19 protein-coding genes and 4 tRNA genes are annotated in these 23,112 nt (G+C 34.0%); 13 read left to right on the forward strand and 10 right to left on the reverse strand.

Going from position 1 to position 23,112, the window contains the following annotated elements:
- Positions 1 to 39: 39 nt before the first annotated feature.
- The 4 genes from QLQ94_RS21970 to QLQ94_RS21985 form a co-directional block, all read right to left on the reverse strand.
- A tRNA-Arg gene (locus tag QLQ94_RS21970) sits at positions 40 to 113 on the reverse strand.
- A gap of 69 nt (positions 114 to 182) precedes the next feature.
- A tRNA-Arg gene (locus QLQ94_RS21975) sits at positions 183 to 256 on the reverse strand.
- A gap of 32 nt (positions 257 to 288) precedes the next feature.
- Positions 289 to 363: transfer RNA gene (locus QLQ94_RS21980), tRNA-Pro, on the reverse strand.
- 93 nt (positions 364 to 456) lie between these two features.
- Positions 457 to 543: transfer RNA gene (locus QLQ94_RS21985), tRNA-Ser, on the reverse strand.
- 239 nt (positions 544 to 782) lie between these two features.
- On the opposite strand from QLQ94_RS21985, the gene QLQ94_RS21990 reads away from it, so the two are divergent.
- On the forward strand, positions 783 to 1,961 hold the full coding sequence (locus tag QLQ94_RS21990; RefSeq protein WP_271335727.1) for an acetyl-CoA C-acyltransferase: 1,179 nt from the start codon (positions 783 to 785) through the stop codon (positions 1,959 to 1,961).
- Positions 1,962 to 2,031: 70 nt separating this feature from the next.
- The gene (locus QLQ94_RS21995) at positions 2,032 to 2,793 is read left to right on the forward strand and encodes a C40 family peptidase (RefSeq protein WP_271335726.1); all 762 of its coding nucleotides are present in this window, start codon (positions 2,032 to 2,034) and stop codon (positions 2,791 to 2,793) included.
- A 208-nt stretch (positions 2,794 to 3,001) separates the two neighbouring features.
- Here the strand turns inward: QLQ94_RS21995 and QLQ94_RS22000 are convergent, their stop codons facing one another.
- Entirely contained in the window at positions 3,002 to 3,847 is an 846-nt protein-coding gene (locus tag QLQ94_RS22000) for an AraC family transcriptional regulator (RefSeq protein ID WP_271335725.1), read from the reverse strand.
- 118 nt (positions 3,848 to 3,965) lie between these two features.
- On the opposite strand from QLQ94_RS22000, the gene QLQ94_RS22005 reads away from it, so the two are divergent.
- From QLQ94_RS22005 to QLQ94_RS22015, 3 genes are all read left to right on the forward strand, one after another.
- The gene (locus QLQ94_RS22005; RefSeq protein ID WP_271335724.1) at positions 3,966 to 4,952 is read left to right on the forward strand and encodes an aldo/keto reductase; all 987 of its coding nucleotides are present in this window, start codon (positions 3,966 to 3,968) and stop codon (positions 4,950 to 4,952) included.
- Between the two features lie 314 nt (positions 4,953 to 5,266).
- Positions 5,267 to 5,872, forward strand: a complete 606-nt coding sequence (locus tag QLQ94_RS22010) for an NAD(P)H-dependent oxidoreductase (protein WP_482498541.1) — start codon at positions 5,267 to 5,269, stop codon at positions 5,870 to 5,872.
- 2 nt (positions 5,873 to 5,874) lie between these two features.
- Positions 5,875 to 6,153 carry a putative quinol monooxygenase gene (locus tag QLQ94_RS22015; protein WP_271335722.1) on the forward strand — a complete coding sequence of 93 codons (279 nt, stop codon included), beginning with the start codon at positions 5,875 to 5,877 and terminating at the stop codon, positions 6,151 to 6,153.
- 120 nt (positions 6,154 to 6,273) lie between these two features.
- Here the strand turns inward: QLQ94_RS22015 and QLQ94_RS22020 are convergent, their stop codons facing one another.
- Positions 6,274 to 6,999 (reverse strand): class I SAM-dependent methyltransferase, encoded by a 726-nt coding sequence (locus QLQ94_RS22020; RefSeq protein ID WP_427402000.1) that lies wholly within the window; start codon positions 6,997 to 6,999, stop codon positions 6,274 to 6,276.
- A gap of 289 nt (positions 7,000 to 7,288) precedes the next feature.
- Here QLQ94_RS22020 and QLQ94_RS22025 point away from each other — a divergent pair, with 289 nt between their 5' ends.
- Complete coding sequence (locus QLQ94_RS22025) at positions 7,289 to 8,173, forward strand: LysR family transcriptional regulator (protein ID WP_482498543.1); 885 nt, start codon at positions 7,289 to 7,291, stop codon at positions 8,171 to 8,173.
- Between the two features lie 397 nt (positions 8,174 to 8,570).
- Positions 8,571 to 9,848: a DUF2130 domain-containing protein gene (locus QLQ94_RS22030; protein WP_482498544.1), complete on the forward strand. Its 1,278-nt coding sequence runs from the start codon at positions 8,571 to 8,573 to the stop codon at positions 9,846 to 9,848.
- A 132-nt stretch (positions 9,849 to 9,980) separates the two neighbouring features.
- Here QLQ94_RS22030 and QLQ94_RS22035 read toward each other — a convergent pair whose 3' ends face one another.
- A complete protein-coding gene (locus QLQ94_RS22035) occupies positions 9,981 to 10,763 on the reverse strand; it encodes an META domain-containing protein (protein WP_427401999.1) in 783 nt (260 codons plus the stop codon).
- 252 nt (positions 10,764 to 11,015) lie between these two features.
- On the opposite strand from QLQ94_RS22035, the gene QLQ94_RS22040 reads away from it, so the two are divergent.
- From QLQ94_RS22040 to QLQ94_RS22055, 4 genes are all read left to right on the forward strand, one after another.
- A complete protein-coding gene (locus tag QLQ94_RS22040) occupies positions 11,016 to 11,600 on the forward strand; it encodes a DUF4202 domain-containing protein (protein WP_271335717.1) in 585 nt (194 codons plus the stop codon).
- Between the two features lie 140 nt (positions 11,601 to 11,740).
- Positions 11,741 to 12,400 carry a response regulator gene (locus QLQ94_RS22045; RefSeq protein ID WP_271335716.1) on the forward strand — a complete coding sequence of 220 codons (660 nt, stop codon included), beginning with the start codon at positions 11,741 to 11,743 and terminating at the stop codon, positions 12,398 to 12,400.
- Positions 12,401 to 12,850: 450 nt separating this feature from the next.
- A complete protein-coding gene (locus QLQ94_RS22050) occupies positions 12,851 to 13,474 on the forward strand; it encodes a class I SAM-dependent methyltransferase (RefSeq protein WP_427401998.1) in 624 nt (207 codons plus the stop codon).
- Between the two features lie 334 nt (positions 13,475 to 13,808).
- Positions 13,809 to 14,477 (forward strand): hypothetical protein, encoded by a 669-nt coding sequence (locus tag QLQ94_RS22055; protein WP_427401997.1) that lies wholly within the window; start codon positions 13,809 to 13,811, stop codon positions 14,475 to 14,477.
- A gap of 125 nt (positions 14,478 to 14,602) precedes the next feature.
- Here QLQ94_RS22055 and cobA read toward each other — a convergent pair whose 3' ends face one another.
- The 3 genes from cobA to QLQ94_RS22070 form a co-directional block, all read right to left on the reverse strand.
- Complete coding sequence (gene cobA / locus QLQ94_RS22060; RefSeq protein ID WP_271335713.1) at positions 14,603 to 15,376, reverse strand: uroporphyrinogen-III C-methyltransferase; 774 nt, start codon at positions 15,374 to 15,376, stop codon at positions 14,603 to 14,605.
- A 4-nt stretch (positions 15,377 to 15,380) separates the two neighbouring features.
- Complete coding sequence (locus tag QLQ94_RS22065) at positions 15,381 to 15,953, reverse strand: molybdenum cofactor guanylyltransferase (RefSeq protein WP_271335712.1); 573 nt, start codon at positions 15,951 to 15,953, stop codon at positions 15,381 to 15,383.
- Between the two features lie 187 nt (positions 15,954 to 16,140).
- Positions 16,141 to 17,313, reverse strand: a complete 1,173-nt coding sequence (locus QLQ94_RS22070; protein ID WP_271335711.1) for a molybdopterin molybdotransferase MoeA — start codon at positions 17,311 to 17,313, stop codon at positions 16,141 to 16,143.
- A 1,158-nt stretch (positions 17,314 to 18,471) separates the two neighbouring features.
- On the opposite strand from QLQ94_RS22070, the gene QLQ94_RS22075 reads away from it, so the two are divergent.
- Positions 18,472 to 21,603 carry a SusC/RagA family TonB-linked outer membrane protein gene (locus QLQ94_RS22075; protein ID WP_482498548.1) on the forward strand — a complete coding sequence of 1,044 codons (3,132 nt, stop codon included), beginning with the start codon at positions 18,472 to 18,474 and terminating at the stop codon, positions 21,601 to 21,603.
- A gap of 16 nt (positions 21,604 to 21,619) precedes the next feature.
- Positions 21,620 to 23,092, forward strand: coding sequence for a RagB/SusD family nutrient uptake outer membrane protein (locus QLQ94_RS22080; protein WP_482498550.1), 1,473 nt, complete (start codon positions 21,620 to 21,622; stop codon positions 23,090 to 23,092).
- Positions 23,093 to 23,112 lie beyond the last annotated feature (20 nt).

Genomic DNA, 23,112 nt, shown 5'->3' on the forward strand with positions numbered 1-23,112 from the left:
TACAAAACAAAAAAACCACTCGATTTGAGTGGTTTTTCGTGAACGCAGAAGGATTCGAACCTTCGACCGCCTGCTTAGAAGGCAGGTGCTCTATCCAGCTGAGCTATGCATCCAATTATTTTACTAAAACTATACCACGGTCATTAAAACAAAAAAGCCACTCAATTGAATGGCTTTTTATGTGAACGCAGAAGGATTCGAACCTTCGACCGCCTGCTTAGAAGGCAGGTGCTCTATCCAGCTGAGCTATGCGTCCATTTGTTTTAAAACTTTATGGCAAAGTTTTCGTCGGGGTGGCAGGATTCGAACCTGCGGCCTCCTGCTCCCAAAGCAGGCGCGATAACCGGGCTACGCTACACCCCGAACTTTTTAGTCAATAGATTTGTATCTGTGTTATTCCCAATCTAAATCGGGACACGATAACCGGACTACTCTAAACCCGAGACAAAAATTAAGCGGAGAGTAAGGGATTCGAACCCTTGGTACAGTTACCCATACGCTTGTTTAGCAAACAAGTCCTTTCGGCCACTCAGGCAACTCTCCAGCTCAAGGAAACATGTCCTGTTTTGCGGTGGCAAAGGTATGACAACATTAGATATCTCACAACTATTTCGGTGCTTTTTTTCATCTTTTTTTCATCTTTTTTTTAAAACACTTCACAATCAAACAAATAGAATTAACAAAAAATTTATATTAAATTTAAAATCCAATCGAATTGGATCAAAATTTGAATTTATTCAAATAAAGAGTAAATTTGCTTGATTAACTAATATTAACAGAAAATGAACAAAAGAGTTGTTATCGTTTCTGCCGTTAGAACACCTATCGGAAGTTTCATGGGAGGTTTATCTACCGTACCCGCACCAAAATTAGGTGCTGCCGCTATTAAAGGCGCACTTCAAAAAATTAACCTTGACCCAAAATTAGTTGATGAAGTATTCATGGGGAATGTAGTACAAGCCGGAGTTGGACAAGCGCCAGCACGTCAGGCTGCACTTTTCGCCGGCCTGTCTAATGAAGTTGCTGCTACAACTGTAAACAAAGTTTGTGCTTCAGGAATGAAAGCTGTTATGTTTGCTGCTCAGGCTATCGCTTGTGGCGATGCTGAAATAGTAGTTGCCGGAGGAATGGAAAACATGAGTTTGATTCCACACTACGTACAAATGCGTAACGGAACTAAATTTGGCCCTGCAACTATGCTTGACGGAATGCAAAAAGATGGTTTGACAGATGCTTACGATAACAACGCAATGGGAGTTTGCGCTGATTTATGTGCATCTGAATACAAAATCAGCCGTGAAGAGCAGGATAATTTTGCAATTCAGTCTTATGAAAGAAGTGCAAAAGCATGGGATGCAGGAAAATTTGATAACGAAATTGTTCCTGTAGAAGTACCTCAAAGACGTGGTGAACCAATCATAGTTTCTAAAGACGAAGAATACACTAACGTAAAACTGGATAAAATACCTTCATTAGCTGCCGTTTTCACAAAAGACGGAACTGTTACTGCTGCTAATGCCTCAACAATCAATGATGGAGCTGCAGCTTTAGTTTTAATGTCTGAAGAAAAAGCAATCTCATTAGGATTAAAACCCCTCGCCTACATAAAAAGTTATGCTGATGCTGCTCAGGAACCAAAATGGTTTACAACAAGCCCGGCAAAAGCTTTACCAAAAGCTTTAGACAAAGCAGGAATAGCAATTGGCGATGTCGACTATTTTGAATTCAACGAAGCATTTGCAGTTGTTGGATTGGCTAATTCAAAAATTCTTGGTCTTGATAATGATAAAGTAAACGTGAATGGTGGAGCTGTTTCATTAGGTCATCCTCTGGGATGTTCCGGAGCAAGAATCATTGTAACTTTGCTAAATGTTTTAGAACAAAACAATGCAAAAACCGGAGCTGCTGCAATTTGCAATGGTGGCGGTGGCGCATCTGCAATTGTTATAGAAAGAGCTTAAATAATATTAAATTCAGGAGTTATTTTCAAGTGCAAATAACTCCTGAATTTCAACTAATAAATTACCCTAAATGTTCGGAATTTGCAATCTAGCTATAGTACCCGTTCGATCTGAGCCAAGTGACAGAAGTGAAATCGTTACACAACTTTTGTTTGGCGAACATCTCGAGATTTTAGAACGCCAAAATCAATGGGCCCGAATAAGAATGCAATATGATGACTACGAAGGTTGGGTAGATTCTAAACAGTACCAAATTATTTCTGAAGCAAATTTCAATCAGTTAAGCAAAGAAGCGATTATTCTTAATGCTGATCTAATTGATTATATCAGTGCGCCGGAAAATTTATTATTACCGATTCCGCTTGGTGCATCATTATCCTTTTTGAATAATAACGAAATAAATACTTCTAACTTTGATTTCGAAGGCACAAAAACTAGTGGCACAAAACCAAAAAGCGCTTTAATAAATACCGCTTTTATGTATTTAAACGCACCCTACCTTTGGGGCGGCAAAACACCTTTTGGAATCGATTGTTCCGGTTTTACGCAAATGGTCTACAAACTAAACGGATACAAAATACATCGCGACGCCTCACAGCAAGCTCTTGAAGGTGAAGCGTTAAGCTTTATCGAAGAAAGTGAAGCAGGAGATTTAGCCTTTTTTGATAATGACGAAGGAAACATCACACACGTTGGTATTATAATGGACAATAATTACATCATTCACGCAAGTGGAAAAGTACGTATCGACCGTCTGGACCATTTAGGAATTTACAATGCTGAATTGAATAAACACACACATACACTTAGAGTAATAAAAAAAATAATTTAAACACGAATTTCACAAATTAACACAGATTAAAAAATTCTTTTAATTTGTACCCGAGATGATAACGAACTTGCGTCGCAAAAATCGGTGGCAAAAAAATTCGTGCAAATTAATGTAATTCGTCTTTAAGTACTTATTCTTTAATCTATTATAAAAAATCCGCGATAATCCGTGTTTTCGCTTGCGAATCCGCGTCATCCGTGTGCCATTATCATGCACTAACACGTATCACTTTCCTAAACTCCGAAGGACTATTCCCTCTCTGTTTCTTAAAGAATTTATTAAAGTGGCTTTCATCCGTAAAACCAAATTCATACGCAATTTCGTTGATTCGCTTATCGCTAAATTGCAAACGATGTTCAATCAGTTTTGTTTTATAATTACTGATATATTGCTGCATCGTTTCATTAGCGTGTTTCTTGAAATAACGCCCTAAATATGTATTCGAAATACCAAAATATTCACTGAGCGATTCTGCTTTTATTCTCTCAGGGTAATAGATATTGTTCTGGATGTATTGCAAAATATCCATTGCTTTGGCTTCACAGCCAATATTAACCTGTTCCGGCAAGTACTTCGCAATATTTCGCGCTACTACAATAATCAAAGTATTCACCAATTGCTGAATCAATTCTTTATTATAAACATCCTTATTCTCATGTTCTCTAATAATAGCCTCAACCATCACTTTTACCAAACATTTATCTGCCTCATTTTTTAAAATACATCCCGGCTGATGATTTGCATTTTGTAGAATATATTCTAAACGCTGAATATTCTCATTCTGCAGACTCGAATTTTTCAAATAGATATCATTAAATCTCAAAAAGAAAAACTTCGTTTCCTTCTCTATCGTAAAGTTATGACAATCCTCAGGCGTCAATAAAAACATATGTCCCGCATCATATTCAAAAACATTCTTGTTGATACATTGCCTTCCTGTTCCTCCCAGAATATATACCAATTCAAAGAAATTATGACGATCCCCAACATCAGGATATTCATCCAGAGTTTCAAAGGAAACGGTAAACGGCTCGTATAAATTTTCTTTTTTCATGATAGTCTTTATTAATTCGGCTACAAATTTACATAAAAAAGACAAATATATACAAATTAATAGTCTTAAAAATGGTATAATTTTGCTAAACAATTTTTAAGCATTAAAATATAATATTATGGAATATAGAAAATTAGGCAATACAGAACTTGAATTATCAACTATTACATACGGAGCATTTGCTATTGGCGGGAACATGTGGGGCGGAAACGAAAAGAAAGATTCAATCGATTCTATCCACGCTTCAATCGATCATGGCGTAACCACAATCGACACTGCTCCTTTTTACGGATTTGGTTTAAGCGAAGAAATGATTGGTGAAGCCTTAAAAACAAAAGACAGATCAAAAGTACAATTGTTAACCAAATTTGGTTTGGTTTGGGACGGAAGCAACAACGGAAAAGGAGAATTCTTTTTTGATGCCGATGACAACGGAAAACAAATCCCGGTTTACAAATACGCATCAAAAAGCAGTATAATAAAAGAAGTCGAAAATAGCTTAAGACGTCTTCAAACTGATTATATCGATTTATTACAAATTCACTGGCCAGACGCTACAACTCCAATCCATGAAACTATGGAAACACTTGAAACCTTAATCCAACAAGGAAAAATCAGGGCAGCCGGAGTAAGTAATTATAGCCTTTCGCAACTTCAGGAAGCACAAAAAACAATTCGATTGGCATCCAACCAAGTTCCGTATAGCATGCTAAATCGCGGTATCGAATCAGATTTAGTACCATACACAACCACAGAAAACATCGGAATCATAGCTTACAGCCCAATGGAAAGAGGTTTATTGACCGGAAAATATTTCACAGACAGTAAACTAAAAGACAACGATCACAGAAACGGATATTTTGGTCAGTTTGATCTTCAAAAAGTAAAAACTCTAGTCGAAGAATTGAGTTCATTGGCGAATGCAAAACACATTTCAATCTCACAATTGGTTTTACGCTGGACAACTTTACAAAAAGGAATCACAATTGTTTTAGCCGGAGCAAGAAACGCAGAACAAGCCATTTCAAACGCAAAAACAATGGATTTTGATTTATCGATTTCAGAATTAGATTTCATCAATCAGGCAATTTCAAAACTAAAATAATACTAGTCACAAAATATTTAAACACATAGAAACATAGCCAATAGAAATATAGAAAGGCGTTTCACTTGTTTAAACAAACATAGGTATGTGTTAGAAACTAGTTTCTTTTTTGAATCCTTTTAAAAGCAAACAAAAAAACCTATGTTTCTATGTGTTTAAAAAATTACACTCAACAATAAAAATAATTAGGGTGTGTTCGCCGCGGCTAATCGGGCTATTCGTTACAATCTTTTTTATAAATAGAAAAAATTTATAAAAAAGGATTTTCACTTCTATCCCTCACACAAAACAAAATATAAAAGAACATTTACGATATGAAGAAAATATTTATCATCAACGGAAGTCAAAATTTTGCGCACTCAGGCGGAAAATTCAACGAAACCGTTACCAACTGGACAATCGAATACTTAACCAACAGCAAGCAATTCGAAATTAAAACCACCGACATCAAACAAGATTTCGACTTAGACAAAGAAGTAGAAAAATTCGTTTGGGCAGATGTTATCGTGTATCACACACCGGTTTGGTGGTTTCAGTTACCAAACCAATTCAAAAAATACATCGACGACGTTTTTACAGCCGGACACAACAAAGGAATTTACAGAAGCGACGGTAGAAGCAGAACAAATCCAGACATTAATTACGGAACCGGCGGCCAATTACACGGACGCAAATACATGTTAACCACAAGTTGGAATGCGCCTGCAACAGCATTTACACTTCCGGGAGAATTCTTCGAAGAAACATCTGTAGATGATGGCGCTATGTTTGGTTTTCATAAAATGAATAAATTTACAGGTATGGAAAAACTGGACGGATTCCATTTTCACGATGTCGAAAAAGGTGCTACTGCAGAAAATATTGATATCTTTAAGAAAAACTATACCAAACATTTAGAACAAACCTTTAAAACTTTATAATCATGATTTCAATTACAGCCCTCTTTAAAAGTAAACCAGAAAATAAGGAACAACTACAAAGCATGTTAAATCACCTCGTTACTGAGACCAGAAAAGAAGCCGCATGCGTTCGTTACGACCTTCATCATGCTGATCATGTTTTTATTATCTGGGAGGAGTGGAAAGATCAGCCAGGTCTTGACATACATAACAATCAACCTTATTTACTTGATTTCATCGCAAAAAGCGAAAGTTTTGTTTCTGCTCCTATTCAGGTTTACAAAACAGTACAAATACTATAATTTTTTTTACCACAAATTCCACCAATTTTCACTAATTAAAATATTCAATTGGATAATCCAAAAAATAAAAATTGGTGGGAATTCGTGGAATTCGTGGAATTCGTGGCAAACTTTGTAATACTATTTTATGCCGCCAAAAGCGCCAAAACACATATTCTTGTGTAAAATCTCTACACTTGAAAACCCTACCTTTTTCATCAAATCCAATTGGTAATTCATTGATCTTGGTGTGTCTTCTTTCTCTACATAATCCAATACTTTCTGACGGTATTCTGCACCTCCAATTCCTTCTAAATACTCTCCATAACGCTGCCAGGTATATTCGTTTAACAATTCAGTATCTTGTGTAATCAAGTCCGAAATCATAAAACATCCACCGGGTTTCAACAATTTGAATATTTTAGTAAAAGTACTTTCCCAATCCTGATCATCACGCAAATGATGCAAAACTGCTCCCGCCAAAATAATATCAAAATGATTTTCCTGTAAATCTACCTCACGAATATCACCATGCTTTACCTCTACCCTTCCGTCAGTTTCTTTTGAAACTCTTTCAAAAGCCTTGTCTAACATTGGCAAACTCAAATCGACCAATGTGCAATTCAAATTACTAACTTTCGATAACATTTTCAAAGTATAATTTCCCGCTCCACATCCAATATCCAAAACAGTTTTGGCATGAGGAACAATTCTTTTAGAAGCTTCCGTAATTAATTCTAATGAGATCGTAGCGTCAATTGTAGCGACTTGTCCCGTTTCTAAATTCGAAAATCGTTCGACATCATTATCAAAACGTTCTCTGATTTCATCAATAGTTGATTTTTTCATCATATAATTATTTAGCATGAGTTTTTTTAGCACACGGATGACGCGGGTTTAAACTGATTTTTATGGATTTTTTTTTCATAGTTTCTACCTTTTTTTGCCACTAATTTTCACAAACTTAAAAATAAGTAATTCGCGAAAATTCGTGAAATTCGTGGCGAACGAACTTTTACGTAACATACAAAAAATCCGCACAAACCAGTCCAATCCGTAAAACCCGTAGACCTAATATTTTTTTAGTAAAAGTATATCTTTCATATATACTTCAAAAATACTTATTTTGTCAATTATTAATACTTAATAGGTATTTATGGAATTACGTCACTTAAAATATTTTTTGGCTGTAGCCGAAGAATTAAACTTTACCAAAGCTGCTGAGAAACTTTTTATTTCTCAACCTCCTTTGAGCCGACAAATTATCGAATTGGAAGAAGAAATTCAGGCGCGCTTATTCAATCGAAATAATAAAAAAGTTGAATTGACCGAATCCGGGAAATATTTTGAAAAAGAAGTACGAGAACTTTTTCAGAATCTCGAACGCATTACAATCAAAACACAAAAAATTGCTAAAAATGTTTCCGGAGATTTTAGAATCGCCTATATCAGTTCAATTTATTCAAGCGTAATTTCAGAATTGATACAACATCTGAAAGCCGAATTTCCGTATGTGAATTTCAAACTATTTGAGATTTCAACAACCAAACAAATATCGGCATTAGAACAAGGAAAAATAGATTTAGGAATTATTCGGTCTCCAATAAAATCACCCATAATAAAATCGCAATTATGGTTTCGTGATGGTTTTTCGGTTGTCTATAATAAAAGTTTAATTCAAATTAATTCAGAGAAAGAAATTCCGAATTTAAAAGACGAAACTTTTGTTTTTTTTAATAAAAATTACGCACCGCATTACCATGAAGTTTTACTTGAACTTTGTGCTTTTTATGGTTTTACGCCAAAGGTAGTTCATGAATCAAACAACATCAATTCGATTGTACAATTGGTCAAAAATGGTCTCGGGATTTCGATTGTTCCATCAAATATTGCGAAGAATAATCAAGATTTGGAAATAGGTTTTATCGAATTAAAAAAGGTCAATTTGTTTACGGATGTTTCATTGATTACATCGAAAGAAGATGATTCTGAAATTACAAAAGTGGCCGTTGATTTTCTATTGCATCTTTCTAAGAAATAAGTTTGCCTCAAATTTTTAAAACGAAGGAAATCCGTAAAAATTACTTAAAAGAAATCTTTAAATTGTAAACTATAAAGTAATCTCGCAAAGGTCCAGAGTCGCAAAGTTTCTTTAGGTTTAAGTAAGTTTGTCATTTCGACGAAGGAGAAATCACAGTAGTTATTCCGTTGCTAAAAGTGTCAATCTTTGTCGAATTTCGAGTGTGATTTCTCCTTCGTCAAAATGACATAAAATGAGCAAAAATCATTATGCCCCTTATAATCTGTGGCTTAAAATTAATTCTTAGCGCTTAAGCAACTATACAATATTAACTAAAATTCAGGGAATTCGTGACAAAAAAACCTCAATTTTTAAATACCTTAGCAGATTATAATTCTACTCAATAAAATCAATAAAAATGGCGGAGCAATCTTCAATTAAGTGTCCAAATTGTGGAACAACTATCGATGTAAATGATATTTTAAAACATCAGTTAGAAGATAGTATCCGCAAAGAATTTCAACAAAAAACGAATGCTCAGACAAAAGAACTTGAACTTAAGAACGAGCAATTTGAAAAGGCCAAAACTGAATTTGAAGCCAAAAAGAAACACGAAAACGAACTTTTTGCAGAACGTTTAGAACGTGAGAAAAAAGTTGCCGAAAAAGAAATTACCGAAAAACTAAAAACAAAACTAGACGAAGAAAATAAGGATCGTTTGCTTTCGATGGAAAAAGAACTTTCTGAAAAATCTGAGAAACTTCGCGATCTAAGTAAAATGCAAGGAGAAATTGCTAAACTTCAACGGGAGAAACTGGAGATGAAAGATGCTATTCAGGCTGAAGCTGAAAAACAACTCAATGCTACTTTGGTTTTAGAACGGGACAAAATCCGCAAACAGGAAGAAGAAAAAAATGAACTAAAAATAAAAGAATACCAAAAACAATCTGACGATCAAAAAAAGCTGATTGAAGAAATGAAACGCAAGCAGGAACAAGGATCTATGCAATTGCAAGGCGAAGTAATGGAATTAGCAATCGAAGAATGGTTGGCAAATAATTTTCCGCTTGATACTATCGACGAAATCAAAAAAGGTGCAAACGGTGCTGATTGTCTTCAGATTGTAAATACCAGGGAATTACAAAATTGTGGTTCAATTTATTACGAAAGCAAGCGTACAAAAGCTTTTCAGCCTGCGTGGATTGAGAAATTCAAAAATGACATTAGAACTAAAAGAGCCAATATTGGTGTTTTAGTAACTGAGGTTATGCCGGCAGGACTGGACAGAATGGGAATGCGCGACGGAATCTGGATTTGTACTTATGAAGAATTTAAAGGTTTAAGCGCGGTTTTGCGTCAATCTCTGATACAAGTAAGTCAGGCTGTTCAGGCGCAGGAAAACAAAGGCGACAAAATGTCGATGTTATATGATTTTCTAACAAGTAACGAATTCCGTTTGCAAATTGAAGGAATTGTAGAAGGTTTTACGCAAATGCAAGGCGATCTTGATTCTGAAAAAAGAGCGATGCAGCGTATTTGGAAGCAACGTGAAAAACAAATCGAAAAAGTCGTTCATAATACGTTAGGAATGTACGGATCTATTCGTGGTATTGCCGGAAATGCTGTTCAAACGGTGAGAGCTCTGGAACTTGATTTTATTGAAGAAGAGAATGAAGATCCTAAAGAACTGGAATAGTAATACGAAATGGCACACGGATTTTACGGATTCGCTAAAGCGAAAACGCAGAATTACACGGATTTCTATATTATTTTGATTTCATCGTATAGTTTGTTACTCCACGGAACTAGCGATGAAAATCAAAAAAAACTAATCTACTTTTCTAAAAACCAAAAGTTTACCTGAAGGATTAGAAAGCGTTAATCGATTATCACCAAAAGAATATGTGGTGGTATTTTGAAGTGCTTTTATAAATTGATCTTCTTTATTTCCGGGTGCACAAGCCATCATAGTCGAAATAACTTTGGAAAATCGGAGTACGTCTTTTTCATAAAAAATACTGCCACTAATTGCATTACAACCTCCGTAACCCATAAATTTATTTTCTGCAGCATTAATTTCGATTCTTGGAAGTTCTTTTTGAAAATCTGTTAAAAAGACTTTGAATCCGTTTAGCTCTTCTAAAACCCAGATATCATGAAGACGATAATCTGTATTATAATTACCACATCCGTCCAGTTTTTTTAATTCAAGTTCCGAATTATTCTTAATTTCAATCGACACTTTATAAGGCGAAATTGCTCCTGACATTGAATTTTGACATTCTAATTGCTGAATCGAAATTGTCGCACTTGATGTTTCGTTACTGACTTTGTACATTTTTACATTAGCATCCATTGCTCGTATGGCTTCAGTTGCAGGAAAAATAAGTTTCTCTTTCCCCGAGATTAATGATGTAAACTCAATATTTTCTGTCCCCATTTTTAATGCCCAAAAAGGCTCGTTGCCGGTTGCAGTAAAATAATACTTCATTTGATCTTCCTGAGTTCCGTATTCTGAAGTAGTTTCTTTTGTATCTGGATTTTTATTTATCGCTATTTTACAGCTTATTATCAAAGAAGATAATAACATTAGTAAAAGAAGTTTTTTCATGAGATATGTTTTTAGAAATTGAATACTATCAAATTTAAGAAAAATAACACACTTTATTAAAATTTTAAGATCAAAACATACTTAAAAATAAATACTCTGAATTCTATAGAAATTATCCATGGTACTATTTTTTCATACTTTAGAATGAATATTTTATTTTGAATATTGAATGAATAAAACCTGTGCTACTAAAGTATACATAAGCTTTAGAGATTAATTATGTATATTTGAAATCTATTATCTTACCAAAAAATGAAGACACCTTTTCAAAAAGCAAGCGAGTGGATCGATACCGAAAACGCACAAGATCCAAACATCGAAATCGACCAGAATATTGAATATCCAAAGGAATTATTATATTCGAACAGGATGTATCAAAGACTAATGCAATTTGAACCTGAAGCTTCTGAAGAAGTGCAGATTGCTTCTAAAGCGCAGCATATTTGCAGATGGAAAGTGGCCCGGGAATCGTACCCAATGGATCGTGTTGGTTACTTGAAATGGAGGGAAGAACTTAAAAAATTTCATGCTAAAACTACCGCAGCAATTTTAGAAAAAGCCGGATATGCTTCTGAATTTACAGATCGTGTCTCTTTTTTGATCGAAAAGAAATTACTTAAAAAAGATGTAGAAACACAATTACTTGAAGATGTTATTTGCTTAGTTTTTTTAGGATATTACCTGGATCCTTTTGTGCACAAACACGACGAAGAAAAACTAAAAAACATCATTAAAAAAACCTGGGATAAAATGTCTGACAAAGGACATCAGGAAGCATTAAAGATTAATTATTCTGAAGAAAACTTAAATTTGATAAAAGCGTCTTTAGGTTTATAAACTTAATTTATTTACTGAAAAATAATATTTCACTTACTTATTTTACAATTAATTTTATTTCAAATATATAAAATAAGTACATTAGCGTATTATCTATAGGTAATTATACGTAAATAGTGAGAATTAAAAATAAGTAATTCATGAATAATGTTATTAAAATAGTCCTTGCAGATGATCACGTATTTGTGAGAGATGGTGTAAAATCATTACTGGAAAATGAAATAAATATAAAGGTTGTAGGTGAAGCTATTGATGGTATCGATGCTATTAAAGTAATAAACGAAACCGTTCCGGATTTACTTATTCTGGATATTAAGATGCCGAACTTAAATGGAATTGAGGTCATCGAAAAACTTAGGGCTCAAAACAATAAGATAAAAATTATAATGCTTTCTATGTACGATACTGAGGAGTATGTACTAAAATCACTAAAAGCCGGAGCAGACGGATATTTACTAAAAGGTTCAAGTAAGGAGGAATTCCTAAAGGCTTTACATACAGTTGCAGCAGGTGGAAAGTATTTTAGTGGTGATGTTTCTTCTATTCTTATTCGTCAGTTAACAGGTTCTTCCGGAGCTCTGGAACCCAAACAAAATTCTGGTGTACAAATGATGATTACCAGAAGAGAAAAAGAGATCCTGACTCTCTTATTATCAGGAAAAGGAAACAAAGAAATAGCCGAAGCACTAAATATTAGCAAACGAACTGCTGAAGTGCATCGCTTTAATCTGATGAAAAAACTAAAAGTGAAGAATCTAATGGAACTTTCGAATAAAGCTTCTGAATATTCCTTAGTATAAAATTACGTATTTGTACCTAATTATATTTTAAGTTCATTTTCGTTTTTAACCATTATAAAACGTTCAGATTTTATTTATTGAATAAGTCCTACTATGGTTTATAGTTTCATTAATGTGTTTGAACATATTTCATGATTTTAAATTAACAAAAAAAGACCACTAAAAACTTGAGAAGTTTTAAAAGCTCCCGGATATGCCGGTCATACCAACAATTGGACCTGGCTAATGATTTCTGTAAATCCAGGAATTTTTAGATAGAAGAAATAGATATTTTTTAAATCTAAATATTATAATTCACCTTTTTTTTCTTTTGAAAAGGATGTTTTTTTTGTTTTATGGTAATATTTTTTATTTTTTAATTTGGGTATATTTGATTTAGAAAAGAATTCCTTTTTTTAGCCTTTTTAAAATATTTAAGGCTATTGTACTATTCAAAATACAAATAAAACCATGAACAACTCCTGGAAAGATAGATGGGATGACCGCTACAGCAGCGAAGAATTTGCTTACGGTACGGAACCCAACAATTATTTAAAAGAACAACTGGGAAAATTAAAACCCGGAAGCATTCTTTTCCCTGCTGAAGGCGAAGGCCGCAATGCTGTTTTTGCAGCACAATTGGGCTGGAAGGTTGCTGCTTTTGACATTAGTGCCGAAGGAAAAAACAAGGCAATAAAACTGGCTGAAGCTAACAAGGTTGAAATTGATTTTCAGGTTGGAGTATTAGAAACGCTGAATTATCAACCCAACCAATTTGATGCTATCGCCCTGATTTATGCACACTTTCCCGCAGAAATTAAATCTTCTATTCATAAAACACTTGACCAATATTTACGCAAAGGCGGAGTAGTTATTTTTGAAGCTTTTAGTAAAAAACACTTAGAATATCTTGCGATTAATGATAAAGTGGGTGGACCAAAAGATATTGAATCTTTATTTTCTATCGAAGAAATAAAAGCTGATTTTCCTAATTATGAAATCATCGTGTTAGAAGAGAAAGAGATTGAATTGAATGAAGGATTATTCCATAACGGAAAAGGCTCTGTAATTCGATTTGTTGCATTAAAAAAATAATTATACCGATGTAGAGACGCGCTCTTGCGTGTCTCTACAAAAATGAATTTTCTCCTTGCATTCAATTCATTTGACTTTTTTACTTCCCATACGCTTTTCAGTTTTCAAACAAACTTCCCTGCATTATTTTACAATTTTGTTTAGTGAAATTGTTAAGAGATTTTATCTTTTATATTTCCAATACACTTCAAATAACTAACATTCAATACGTTAATTTATAAATTTATTGAAAAACTTAACATTGGCGAGTTTATTTAATGATTATATTTACTTAACTGTAAATTAACAATTTAGTCACATTTGTAATAATATCTACATCTAAAAGCGCATTAATATGGAAAACAAACCCACAGAAACCACTCCTGAGAAAATTGATTCACCAACATCTGAAAACAGCAAGCCTGTTGCAGAAAACATAAAACCTGTAAATCCAGCACCTGCAAAAGCACCGGTTCGTAAAGCAACTCCTGCTAAGACAGCAGCTGCAAAACCGGCAACACCAACGGTAAAACCAGTAGTGGCAAAACCAACGGTAACAAAAACTCCCGTAAGACCTGCTGTAAAAAGTGCAACAACAACTACGCCTAAATCGACAGTTCAAAAGGCTCCTGCAAGAAAAATTACTCCGGCTGCCATTGAGAAAACAGAAGAAATAACAACTCCAAAAGTTACAATCAAAGAAAAAAAGAAAGAACAGCCATCAGAAAACAAAACTGATAAAGCAACCGAAATAACAGGAAAAGATAAAAAAGATAAATCAACAGATAAAAAGAAGAAAAAAGTGAAAGACAAAGACAAGGAAAAAGAGAAAAAGAAATTAGCCAAGAAAAAAGAAAAAGCTAAAAAAGACAAAAAGAAAGAGAAAGCTAAAAAAGCGAAACAAAAAGCTACTGCGAAGAAAAAAGAAAAAGCAAAAAAAGCTAAGGATAAAGCAAAAGCGAAAAAAATAGCAAAAAAGAAAGCTAAGTCTCAGAAAAAGGCAAAAGCAAAAAAGAAGAAATAATTTAGAAAGAAGGTTTGACTTATAAAGTTGAACCTTTTTTTTGGTGGGCATTATCTATTGCACTAAGCAAAAATAATTATTGCGATAAATTTTGAATTTGGATTTTGGACCTCGTGCCCTCATCGCTATCGGGATGATTCATCATCAAGATGCTCTTTAACATAAGAATTCAATCCTGAAGTGTTTTTCACAACTTCGCCAATTACAATAATTGCGGGAGATGAAATTTTATTTTCTGATACCAATTTACTAATCGTACTTATTCTCCCTGTCACTTTTTGTTCTGTATTTTTAGTTCCGTTTTGAATAATCGCAATTGGTAAATCATCTGTTCGGTTCTTCTGATAGATGGAAATAATCTCATCTAATTTGTGCATTCCCATTAAAATCACAACCGTTGCATTAGACTTTGAAGCTAAATTAATATCTTTAGATAATTCATGATTTGAAGTTGTTCCTGTAATGACCCAAAAACTATCTGATACCAAACGCTCTGTCAGGCTTATCCCAACGGAAGTCGGTACACCTAAAGCAGAGGAAATTCCCGGAACGATTTCTGTTTCTACTCCAAATTTTTCTACATATTCAATCTCTTCACTTCCTCTTCCAAAAATAAAAGGATCTCCACCTTTTAAACGTACAACATGACCGTAACGATTAGCCATCGAAACAATCAATTCATTAATCTGATCCTGCGTATAAGCGTGACATCCCAGACGTTTACCCACAAAAACAATTTCTGCTTTTACCGCATATTGCAATAATTCTTCATTAACAAGAGCATCGTATAATACTACATCAGCATTCTCTAAAGTCTTTATCGCCTTTAGTGTAATCAATTCGGCATCACCCGGTCCTGCACCTACAATCGTTAATTTTGGTGTCTTTAAATTTCGCATAACATTAACTTAAATTGATATTCAGATCGTTCAATTCGTCTGCCGAATTAATATTAGTCAAATGAAAGTTTTCACTTTCTTCGATTGTGATGACTTGATGCGGAACGTTCGCTATTAAATTCGTCATTTTTAAATCGTCATTATCAATTGCACTTTTGATAACAGGTATTACTTTTTTAGAATAAATTCCAATTAACGGATGCATTCTGCTTTCAGATGCAAAAACAGTGATTTGAGCTTCCTGATTATGTTTTGCAATTAATTCAGATAATAATTCGGTCGAGATTAAGGGAATATCACAACTTAGAATCAAATTAAATTCTGTTTCTGAATTTGACAAAGCTGTGTAAATACCACCTAACGGACCTTTGTCTAAAATTATATCCGGTATTTTTTGATACGTCAGATAATCGTATTCTTTATTGTTTGTTATCAGCTTAATGTTTTCTGATATTGGTAAAATCGCCTTGATAATATGTTCAATAAATGGTTTATTCTGAAACAGAACTAATCCTTTCTCCGATTGCATTTGAGAACTTTTTCCTCCACAAAGAATAAATACAGCTAATGTTTCCATGACTAATTTTTGTTTCAAGTTTCAGGTTTATTTTTTTGTTTCAGGTTTTCTTTGTTTCAGTTTTTTTTGTTTCAGGTTTATGCTATATGTTTAAATTTACATACCGCATTCTACACTTTTTCTTCTTTATTCTATCCTCTATCCTCTATTCTCTTTATTCTATTCTCTTTACTCTATTCTCTAAAATCTACCCTATCGGCAATAAAGTCACCAACTCTCCTTTTTTGATCGATTCTACATCATGCGGAACAATTAATAAACTGTTGGCAATAGCAAAAGTATTTAGCATTGCTGAACTCTGGCCTTCTAAAACCCTAACCTGAGTTTCATCATATAAGGCTTTTAAAAACAATGTTTTTCCTGTTGTATTTAGAATGTCATCTTGTAATTTTCGAACTATTTTCTTTAAATGAATGTCTGAAAAACCCATTCTGTTTTTGATCGCCGGATAAACATAAATATAAAAATTAGTTAGCGATGAAGCAGGATTTCCAGGCAAAGCAAAAACTAAGGTTTCATTTTTAGACCCAAAAAACATTGGTTTTCCAGGTTTTTGATTGATTTTATAAAAAAGTTCCTGAACGCCATTTTCCAATAAAGCTTCTTTGACAAAATCATAATCTCCAACAGAAATTCCTCCTGAGACTAAAACAATATCATATTTATTCAGAATTTCTTTCAGGGCTTTTTTTGCCGCTTTTAGATCATCCTTTACTTTATAAACTTTCGCTTTTTTGATTCCAATCGTTTGAAGCGCAGCTTGCAACATTACCGAATTGCTTTCGTAAATTTTTCCTTTTGGCAATTTCTTACCGGCTTCTACCAATTCATTTCCAGTTACCAAAATGGCAACCGTAGGTTTTTTATAAACTGAAATTTCAGTAATACCTAAACAGGCTAAAAAACCAATTGCTGCAGGAGTAATCAGCGTATTTACTTTAAGAACAACTTCTTCTTCACCAATTTGTTCTCCTTTATTGCGAACATTTGTATGTTGCTCCGGCATTATGGTAATCAAAATAGAATTTTCATTAGCCATTACATGTTCCTGCGTCACTACAGTATCAGCATTATTAGGTACAAAAGCGCCTGTGAAAATTCGCACTGCTTCGTTTTCTTTAAGCTTTATTTTTGAATGATCACCAGCCTGTATAGTACCTACAATATCATATTGATGTTTTTCGCTATGAATAAAAGCATACCCATCCATCGATGATTGCCGAAAGGGTGGCATTGCAATTGGAGAATAAACCGTTTCAGCCAAAATATATCCCAGCGCTTTATGCATCTGGATTTTCTGGACCAGTATTCTAGTGCTATTCTCTGCAATAATTGATAAGGCTTCTTCGACTTGAATCATGGTTTGCTATTTTATATACAAGCAAAAAATACGTATTACAAATACTAGTATTTTTACTTAATTGAATTCATTAATAATCTAAAATTTTTTAAAGAATATAAATTTAAGCTTAATTACTCATATACTTCCAGAATAACGTACTGAAGTTCTCTTATCCTCAGTTCATATTTTTCAATATTACATATATACAACTGATAATAAAACCATTAACGTGATAAAAGTAAAAAAAACAATAATAGTAAATAACTAGTTACCAATTAATTTAAAAAACAAATTATAAAATTGTCTTTCCTCAATTATAAAAAATTTTGTGATTGATGAGCATTTAATTTTATTCCATTTTTATGTTTTTTTGAAAATCAATATTTTGTTAAAAAAACTCGTTTCAGATGACTAAATGGCATATGCTCGACGTTTTTGTTCTGTTTTTAGAATAGCTAAGGATTTAAAAATTAGAAAATTAAGTGTAAAATACTACATTTTGAATCCTTTTCAAAAGACTTATTTAACATATACAACACAAAATAAAAACATTACAAATAATTGATTTTCAATAATTTAAATAAAAATAATTACACTTAAAAAAAAGTAAAATTAACTATTTTTAAAAAAAACTAAACTATTTTTTGGATATTATTACAATAAAATTAACTTTGTCTATAGGATTAGTAGAGTATAAAAATATTTAAAAACCTAAAGAATTATATTTTGAAAACAACCGAAAGCATATTGTATCACATTTTTTCTAAAAAAAATACTTATAACACATTTTGTTATATGTGCTTCTGTTGCTAATTCCTGGCAATTTTTTCGTTTGCATTCGATTCCTCTCTCCTATCGAATCGATTTAAAAACGAACTTATAAAAAAACACCTCAAGATTATTTACTGAAATTACAAAAGTCTGTTTAACACATAATTTGTGTCGAAAGGATTCTTGAAACTATACTTATATAATAAAAAGAAAAACGACTAATAACTAATAAAAACTAAAATGAAAAAGATACAAAATTGTTGCTGTAAATAAAAAAAGCCATTTCTGCGGCAACAGAAATGGCAAGGCTTAAAGAACATTTATCACTAAATCAAGAATCCCATTAGAGAGTTGAAAATTCAACTTTCAAGGTGCCTTGTTAATTACTTAAACCAATACAAAGAAATGAAAAAAAAATTAAAAATATACTCATTGCTTTTTATCCTGTTGTTATCAGCCGGAATTAATGCCCAAAATACAACCCCACTTATTCAATCTAAGCTTGACGGAACTGTAGTCGATGATATTACAAATCAACCTATTATAGGAGCTTCAATAAATATAAAAGGAACAACTCACGGTGTTCAGACGGATGCAGAAGGAAAATTTTATTTTCAGACCGGTCAAAAATTTCCTTATACATTGATTGTCTCTTACATTGGATACAAAAAAGCGGAAATAGTTGTAAACAAAAATCCTGTTACAATTCATCTAAAAGAAGAACGTCAGGAATTAGATGAGTTAGTAGTTGTGGGTTACGGTGCTCAAAAACGTAAAGACATTACAGGATCTGTAGCTTCAGTACCTAAAGCAAATTTAGCTCAGGTTACCTCATCTGCAGATAATTTATTACGGGGCGCAATTGCCGGAGTGGTAGTTACGCAAAGTTCAGGACGTCCCGGAGCTTCTTCAAGTGTACGTATTAGAGGAGGAAATTCGATTACTGCGGGTAATGAACCACTTTATGTAGTAGACGGAATATTGATTTATAATGACAATAATAATGGTACAGCGGGAGTTTCAAACGCCGGTTCATCAATCAATGTATTGTCTACTATAAATCCCGGCGATATTGAATCTATCGAAGTATTAAAAGATGCGTCTGCAACTGCAATATATGGATCTCGTGGTGCAAATGGTGTTGTAATCATCACTACCAAAAAAGGTACAAAAGGACAGGATAATATTTCGTATCAGGGTTATTTTGGGTTTCAGAATGTTTCGAAAAAATTACATTTAATGAATGCCAGCCAATGGGCAAGCTTACGCAATGACGTTCAGGCAAGTATTGGACAGGCTCCGTCTTTTTCGGCTGCACAAATAGAAGCTTTTAAAACATCCGGAAGTTATGACTGGCAAGATGCTCTTTTTAGAACTGCTGCACCGGTTCAAAATCATCAATTATCATTTTCAGGAGGAGATGAAAAATCAAGATACGCAGTTTCGGCAGGTTACTTTCAACAGGATGGAATTGTGATTGCTTCTGATTTCAAAAGAATTTCTCTACGTGTTAACTACGAAAGAAATTATTCCCAGAATTTTAAATTTGGTGTCAATGCCAACTACAGTAATTCAGTTTCAAATGGTGTAGGAACCAATGGAGGAGCTACAGCCGGAAGATCACCAAGTCCTTTAGTTGTTGCTTTATATCAACCGCCAGTAGTACCAATTAAAAATGCTGACGGAAGTTATAATTTAACAAACAATCCTTACGCAACAGCGGTTAATGGTATAATACCAAACCCTATAAACGATTTGGTAAGTACGACCAATGAAACTAAAATTAATAGAATTTTGACCAGCTTATTTGGTGAATATAAAATAACCAAAAAACTGGTTGCAAAGGTTGCCGTGAGTGGTGACGTAATTAATACAAAACAAAATTATTATGCTCCGGCAACTACTACAACAGGTGCTGGAACAAAAGGGTTAGCATCTGTTGGAGACAGATTGGTAAGTTCTGTACTAAATGAAAATACTCTGAACTACAATACCACTTTTGGCGAAAACCATAAGTTCTCAGTTTTAGGAGGATATACACTTCAATACACTCAGGGTGAAGTTGTAAATGCCGGCGCCAATACTTTTGTAAATGATGCCAACACTTATAATGCACTTCAGGATGGTGTTGCGGTAAAACCATACAGCGATGCATTCGAAAGTGTATTAAAATCATGGTTGACCAGAATAAATTATTCTTATAGAGGAAAATATAATTTAACGCTTTCTGCCCGTGCAGATGGTTCGTCAAGATTTGGTTCTGAATCGCTATGGGGATATTTCCCGTCAGCAGGATTTTCATGGAATATTACGGATGAAGATTTTGCCAAAAACATAAAAGGTGTAACTGAAGCTAAACTTAGAATAACAGCCGGAACAACAGGAAATCAAGAGATTGGCAACTACCTTTCTCTTCCTGCAATGGGTTCTGTAAATTATTCTTTTGGAGGTACTTTATACACGGGACTAGCTCCTACCCGACTGGCAAATCCGGATTTGAAATGGGAAAAAACAAATCAATACAACGTGGGTTTAGATTTGTCTTTATTAGACAGAAAAATAAACTTTGTGTTTGATGTTTACTACAAAAAAACAAATGATTTGCTTATTAATGTCCCAGTACCATTAACTTCAGGATATGCTACAGTTCTTCAAAATATTGGTGGTGTTGAAAATAAAGGTGTTGAAGTTGGTTTGATCACAGAAAACATCAAAACAGAGAATTTCTCCTGGAATTCTAATTTTGTCTTCTCTGCCAACAAAAATAAAGTAGTTTCTATAGGAAACGGTGTAGATCAGTTTTTTCCTGTAGTGCCAAATGGTTCTTTATTGCAACAACAACCTGTAACTGTAAAAGTAGGATTGCCTTTAGGAACTTTCTGGGGATATAAAACCAACGGAATTTTCCAGACTCAGGAAGAAGTAAATACGCAGCCTAAGATTAACAGTTTAGCCAACACAAAAGTAGGTGACAGAAAATATGTAGATACAAATGGCGATGGCGTAATTACAGCTGCTGACAAAGGAAATCTTGGAAGCTCACAGCCTAAATTTGTCGGAAGTTTCAATAACACGGTTTCTTATCACGATTTCGATCTTAATTTCTCTTTTCAGGGTTCTTATGGCGGAAAGGTCTTTAATGCATTAAACCAACAATTAGAAATTTCTACACTGGGAACTAATGCTAATGTTACACTAGATGACCGCTGGACTCCAACGAATCCAAGCAATGAAATTCCAAGAGCAACAAGTTCTCCTCTGGGAATCGTATCAGAACGTTATGTAGAAGATGCTTCTTTTTTAAGATTAAAATTAATCACTTTAGGGTACACATTGCCTAAAAGCCTTTCTCAAAAATTAGGAACAAAGAGTATTAAATTCTATATCTCTGCCGAAAATTTAATTACATGGACAAAATATACCGGTTATGATCCGGAGGTAAGTTCATACGAACAAAACAACTTATATCCTGGAATTGACTTTGGCTCTTATCCAAATTCTAAAACATTCATTTCCGGCCTGAACGTAACTTTCTAAGTAAAAAATATACATAATGAAAAAGATCATACTAACAATACTATTAAGTGCCGGTTTATTTGCATCATGCACAGATTTAGAGGTAACACCAACCTCTTTTGTAACCGAAGATAATTACTTTAAAACACAAGATGATGCTATTGCCAGCGTAACTGCTGCCTATGCCTCGTTAAGTCTTGATCCGGGAGAACAGAGCTTATTTGGTCGAAACCTTTATTTCTTAACAGATATGGGATCTGATTATGCATCAGCGGGAGTTTCTGCAACGAATCCTCAGGTAAGAGCGATGAGTAATCTGACTCATGATGCTACAAATGATCGTGTTCAGGTTGCCTGGCGACAAATCTATAACGGAATAAACAGAGCGAATGTTTCTATCGATAATATACCTAAAGTAGCGGGTACAGAAGCTGTAAAAACAAGATTAATCAATGAAGCAAAATTCATCAGAGCCTTGTTGTATTTTCAGGCAGTTCGTCTTTGGGGCGGAGTTCCGATTGTATTGCACGAACCAACTTCTATAAAATTAGAAAGTTTAAAGTCAAGAAGAGAAACTGTAGACGCAGTATACACACAAATTATTTCAGACTTAAATGCCGCTGAAACTTTACCGGCAACTTATCCTGCAAGTGATGCAGGACGCGCAACATCAGGAGCTGCAAAAGCGATTTTGACCAAAGTATACCTGACAAGAAAAGATTATCCAAACGCTATATTAAAAGCCAGAGAAGTAATCAATGGCGGTTACGGATATGCGCTTTTCGAAAGTTTTGCTGATATCTTTAATAAAACCAAAAAGAACGGAAAAGAGCATATATTCTCTGTTCAGTTCGAAGCAAATCAGGCAGGAAACGGATCAAGCGGAAATAATTTTCAAGCCACATCATTCATTGGTTACACAGCAACAGAACCGGCAGATATTGTCTCAGATGTAGCTTTGTTTTATGACATATATGCTCCGGGAGATACAAGAAGAGATGTAAGTTATGCTAAAACATTACCTATTACCGGTACAGCAAATACATATACTTTCCCGAAACCAATTTTCAAAAAATATATCGATTTTACCAATTTGGCAACACCCGGAAATGTCGCTATCAATTTTCCAATTATCCGTTATGCAGATATTTTATTGTCATTGGCAGAAGCGATAAACGAACAAGGTGCGCCAACTCCGGAAGCTTATGAACTAATCAATCAGGTACGACGAAGAGCTTTTGCAAAACCAATTGCAACCCCAGACGCAACTATCGATTTAGCGGGATTAACACAAGTTACTTTTAGGGCAGCCATTCAGGAAGAACGTAAAAAAGAATTTGTTCAGGAAGGACAAAGATGGTTTGACCTGGTTCGTTGGGGAACCCTTGTTACCGAAGTGAAAAAAGTAACGGCTAAAAACTCTGTTACAGAAAGAAATAACCTATATCCGATTCCGCAAAGCGAAAGAAGTTTTGATCCCGTAGGATTGCCACAAAACCCTGGTTATTAATCAAAGCTCTAATTACCAAT

The organism is Flavobacterium sp. B114r, from assembly GCF_056824125.1.

Coding starts and splice junctions, on each gene's coding strand:
- QLQ94_RS22080 (WP_482498550.1), top strand. CDS start 21,620: ATGAAAAAGATCATACTAACAATACTATTAAGTGCCGGTTTATTTGCA.
- QLQ94_RS21995 (WP_271335726.1), top strand. CDS start 2,032: ATGTTCGGAATTTGCAATCTAGCTATAGTACCCGTTCGATCTGAGCCA.
- QLQ94_RS22025 (WP_482498543.1), top strand. CDS start 7,289: ATGGAATTACGTCACTTAAAATATTTTTTGGCTGTAGCCGAAGAATTA.
- QLQ94_RS22070 (WP_271335711.1), bottom strand. CDS start 17,313: ATGATTCAAGTCGAAGAAGCCTTATCAATTATTGCAGAGAATAGCACT.
- QLQ94_RS22035 (WP_427401999.1), bottom strand. CDS start 10,763: ATGAAAAAACTTCTTTTACTAATGTTATTATCTTCTTTGATAATAAGC.
- QLQ94_RS22040 (WP_271335717.1), top strand. CDS start 11,016: ATGAAGACACCTTTTCAAAAAGCAAGCGAGTGGATCGATACCGAAAAC.
- QLQ94_RS22015 (WP_271335722.1), top strand. CDS start 5,875: ATGATTTCAATTACAGCCCTCTTTAAAAGTAAACCAGAAAATAAGGAA.
- QLQ94_RS22045 (WP_271335716.1), top strand. CDS start 11,741: ATGAATAATGTTATTAAAATAGTCCTTGCAGATGATCACGTATTTGTG.
- cobA (WP_271335713.1), bottom strand. CDS start 15,376: ATGCGAAATTTAAAGACACCAAAATTAACGATTGTAGGTGCAGGACCG.
- QLQ94_RS22050 (WP_427401998.1), top strand. CDS start 12,851: ATGAACAACTCCTGGAAAGATAGATGGGATGACCGCTACAGCAGCGAA.
- QLQ94_RS22005 (WP_271335724.1), top strand. CDS start 3,966: ATGGAATATAGAAAATTAGGCAATACAGAACTTGAATTATCAACTATT.
- QLQ94_RS22010 (WP_482498541.1), top strand. CDS start 5,267: ATGAAGAAAATATTTATCATCAACGGAAGTCAAAATTTTGCGCACTCA.
- QLQ94_RS22020 (WP_427402000.1), bottom strand. CDS start 6,999: ATGCTAAATAATTATATGATGAAAAAATCAACTATTGATGAAATCAGA.
- QLQ94_RS22055 (WP_427401997.1), top strand. CDS start 13,809: ATGGAAAACAAACCCACAGAAACCACTCCTGAGAAAATTGATTCACCA.
- QLQ94_RS21990 (WP_271335727.1), top strand. CDS start 783: ATGAACAAAAGAGTTGTTATCGTTTCTGCCGTTAGAACACCTATCGGA.
- QLQ94_RS22000 (WP_271335725.1), bottom strand. CDS start 3,847: ATGAAAAAAGAAAATTTATACGAGCCGTTTACCGTTTCCTTTGAAACT.
- QLQ94_RS22075 (WP_482498548.1), top strand. CDS start 18,472: ATGAAAAAAAAATTAAAAATATACTCATTGCTTTTTATCCTGTTGTTA.
- QLQ94_RS22065 (WP_271335712.1), bottom strand. CDS start 15,953: ATGGAAACATTAGCTGTATTTATTCTTTGTGGAGGAAAAAGTTCTCAA.
- QLQ94_RS22030 (WP_482498544.1), top strand. CDS start 8,571: ATGGCGGAGCAATCTTCAATTAAGTGTCCAAATTGTGGAACAACTATC.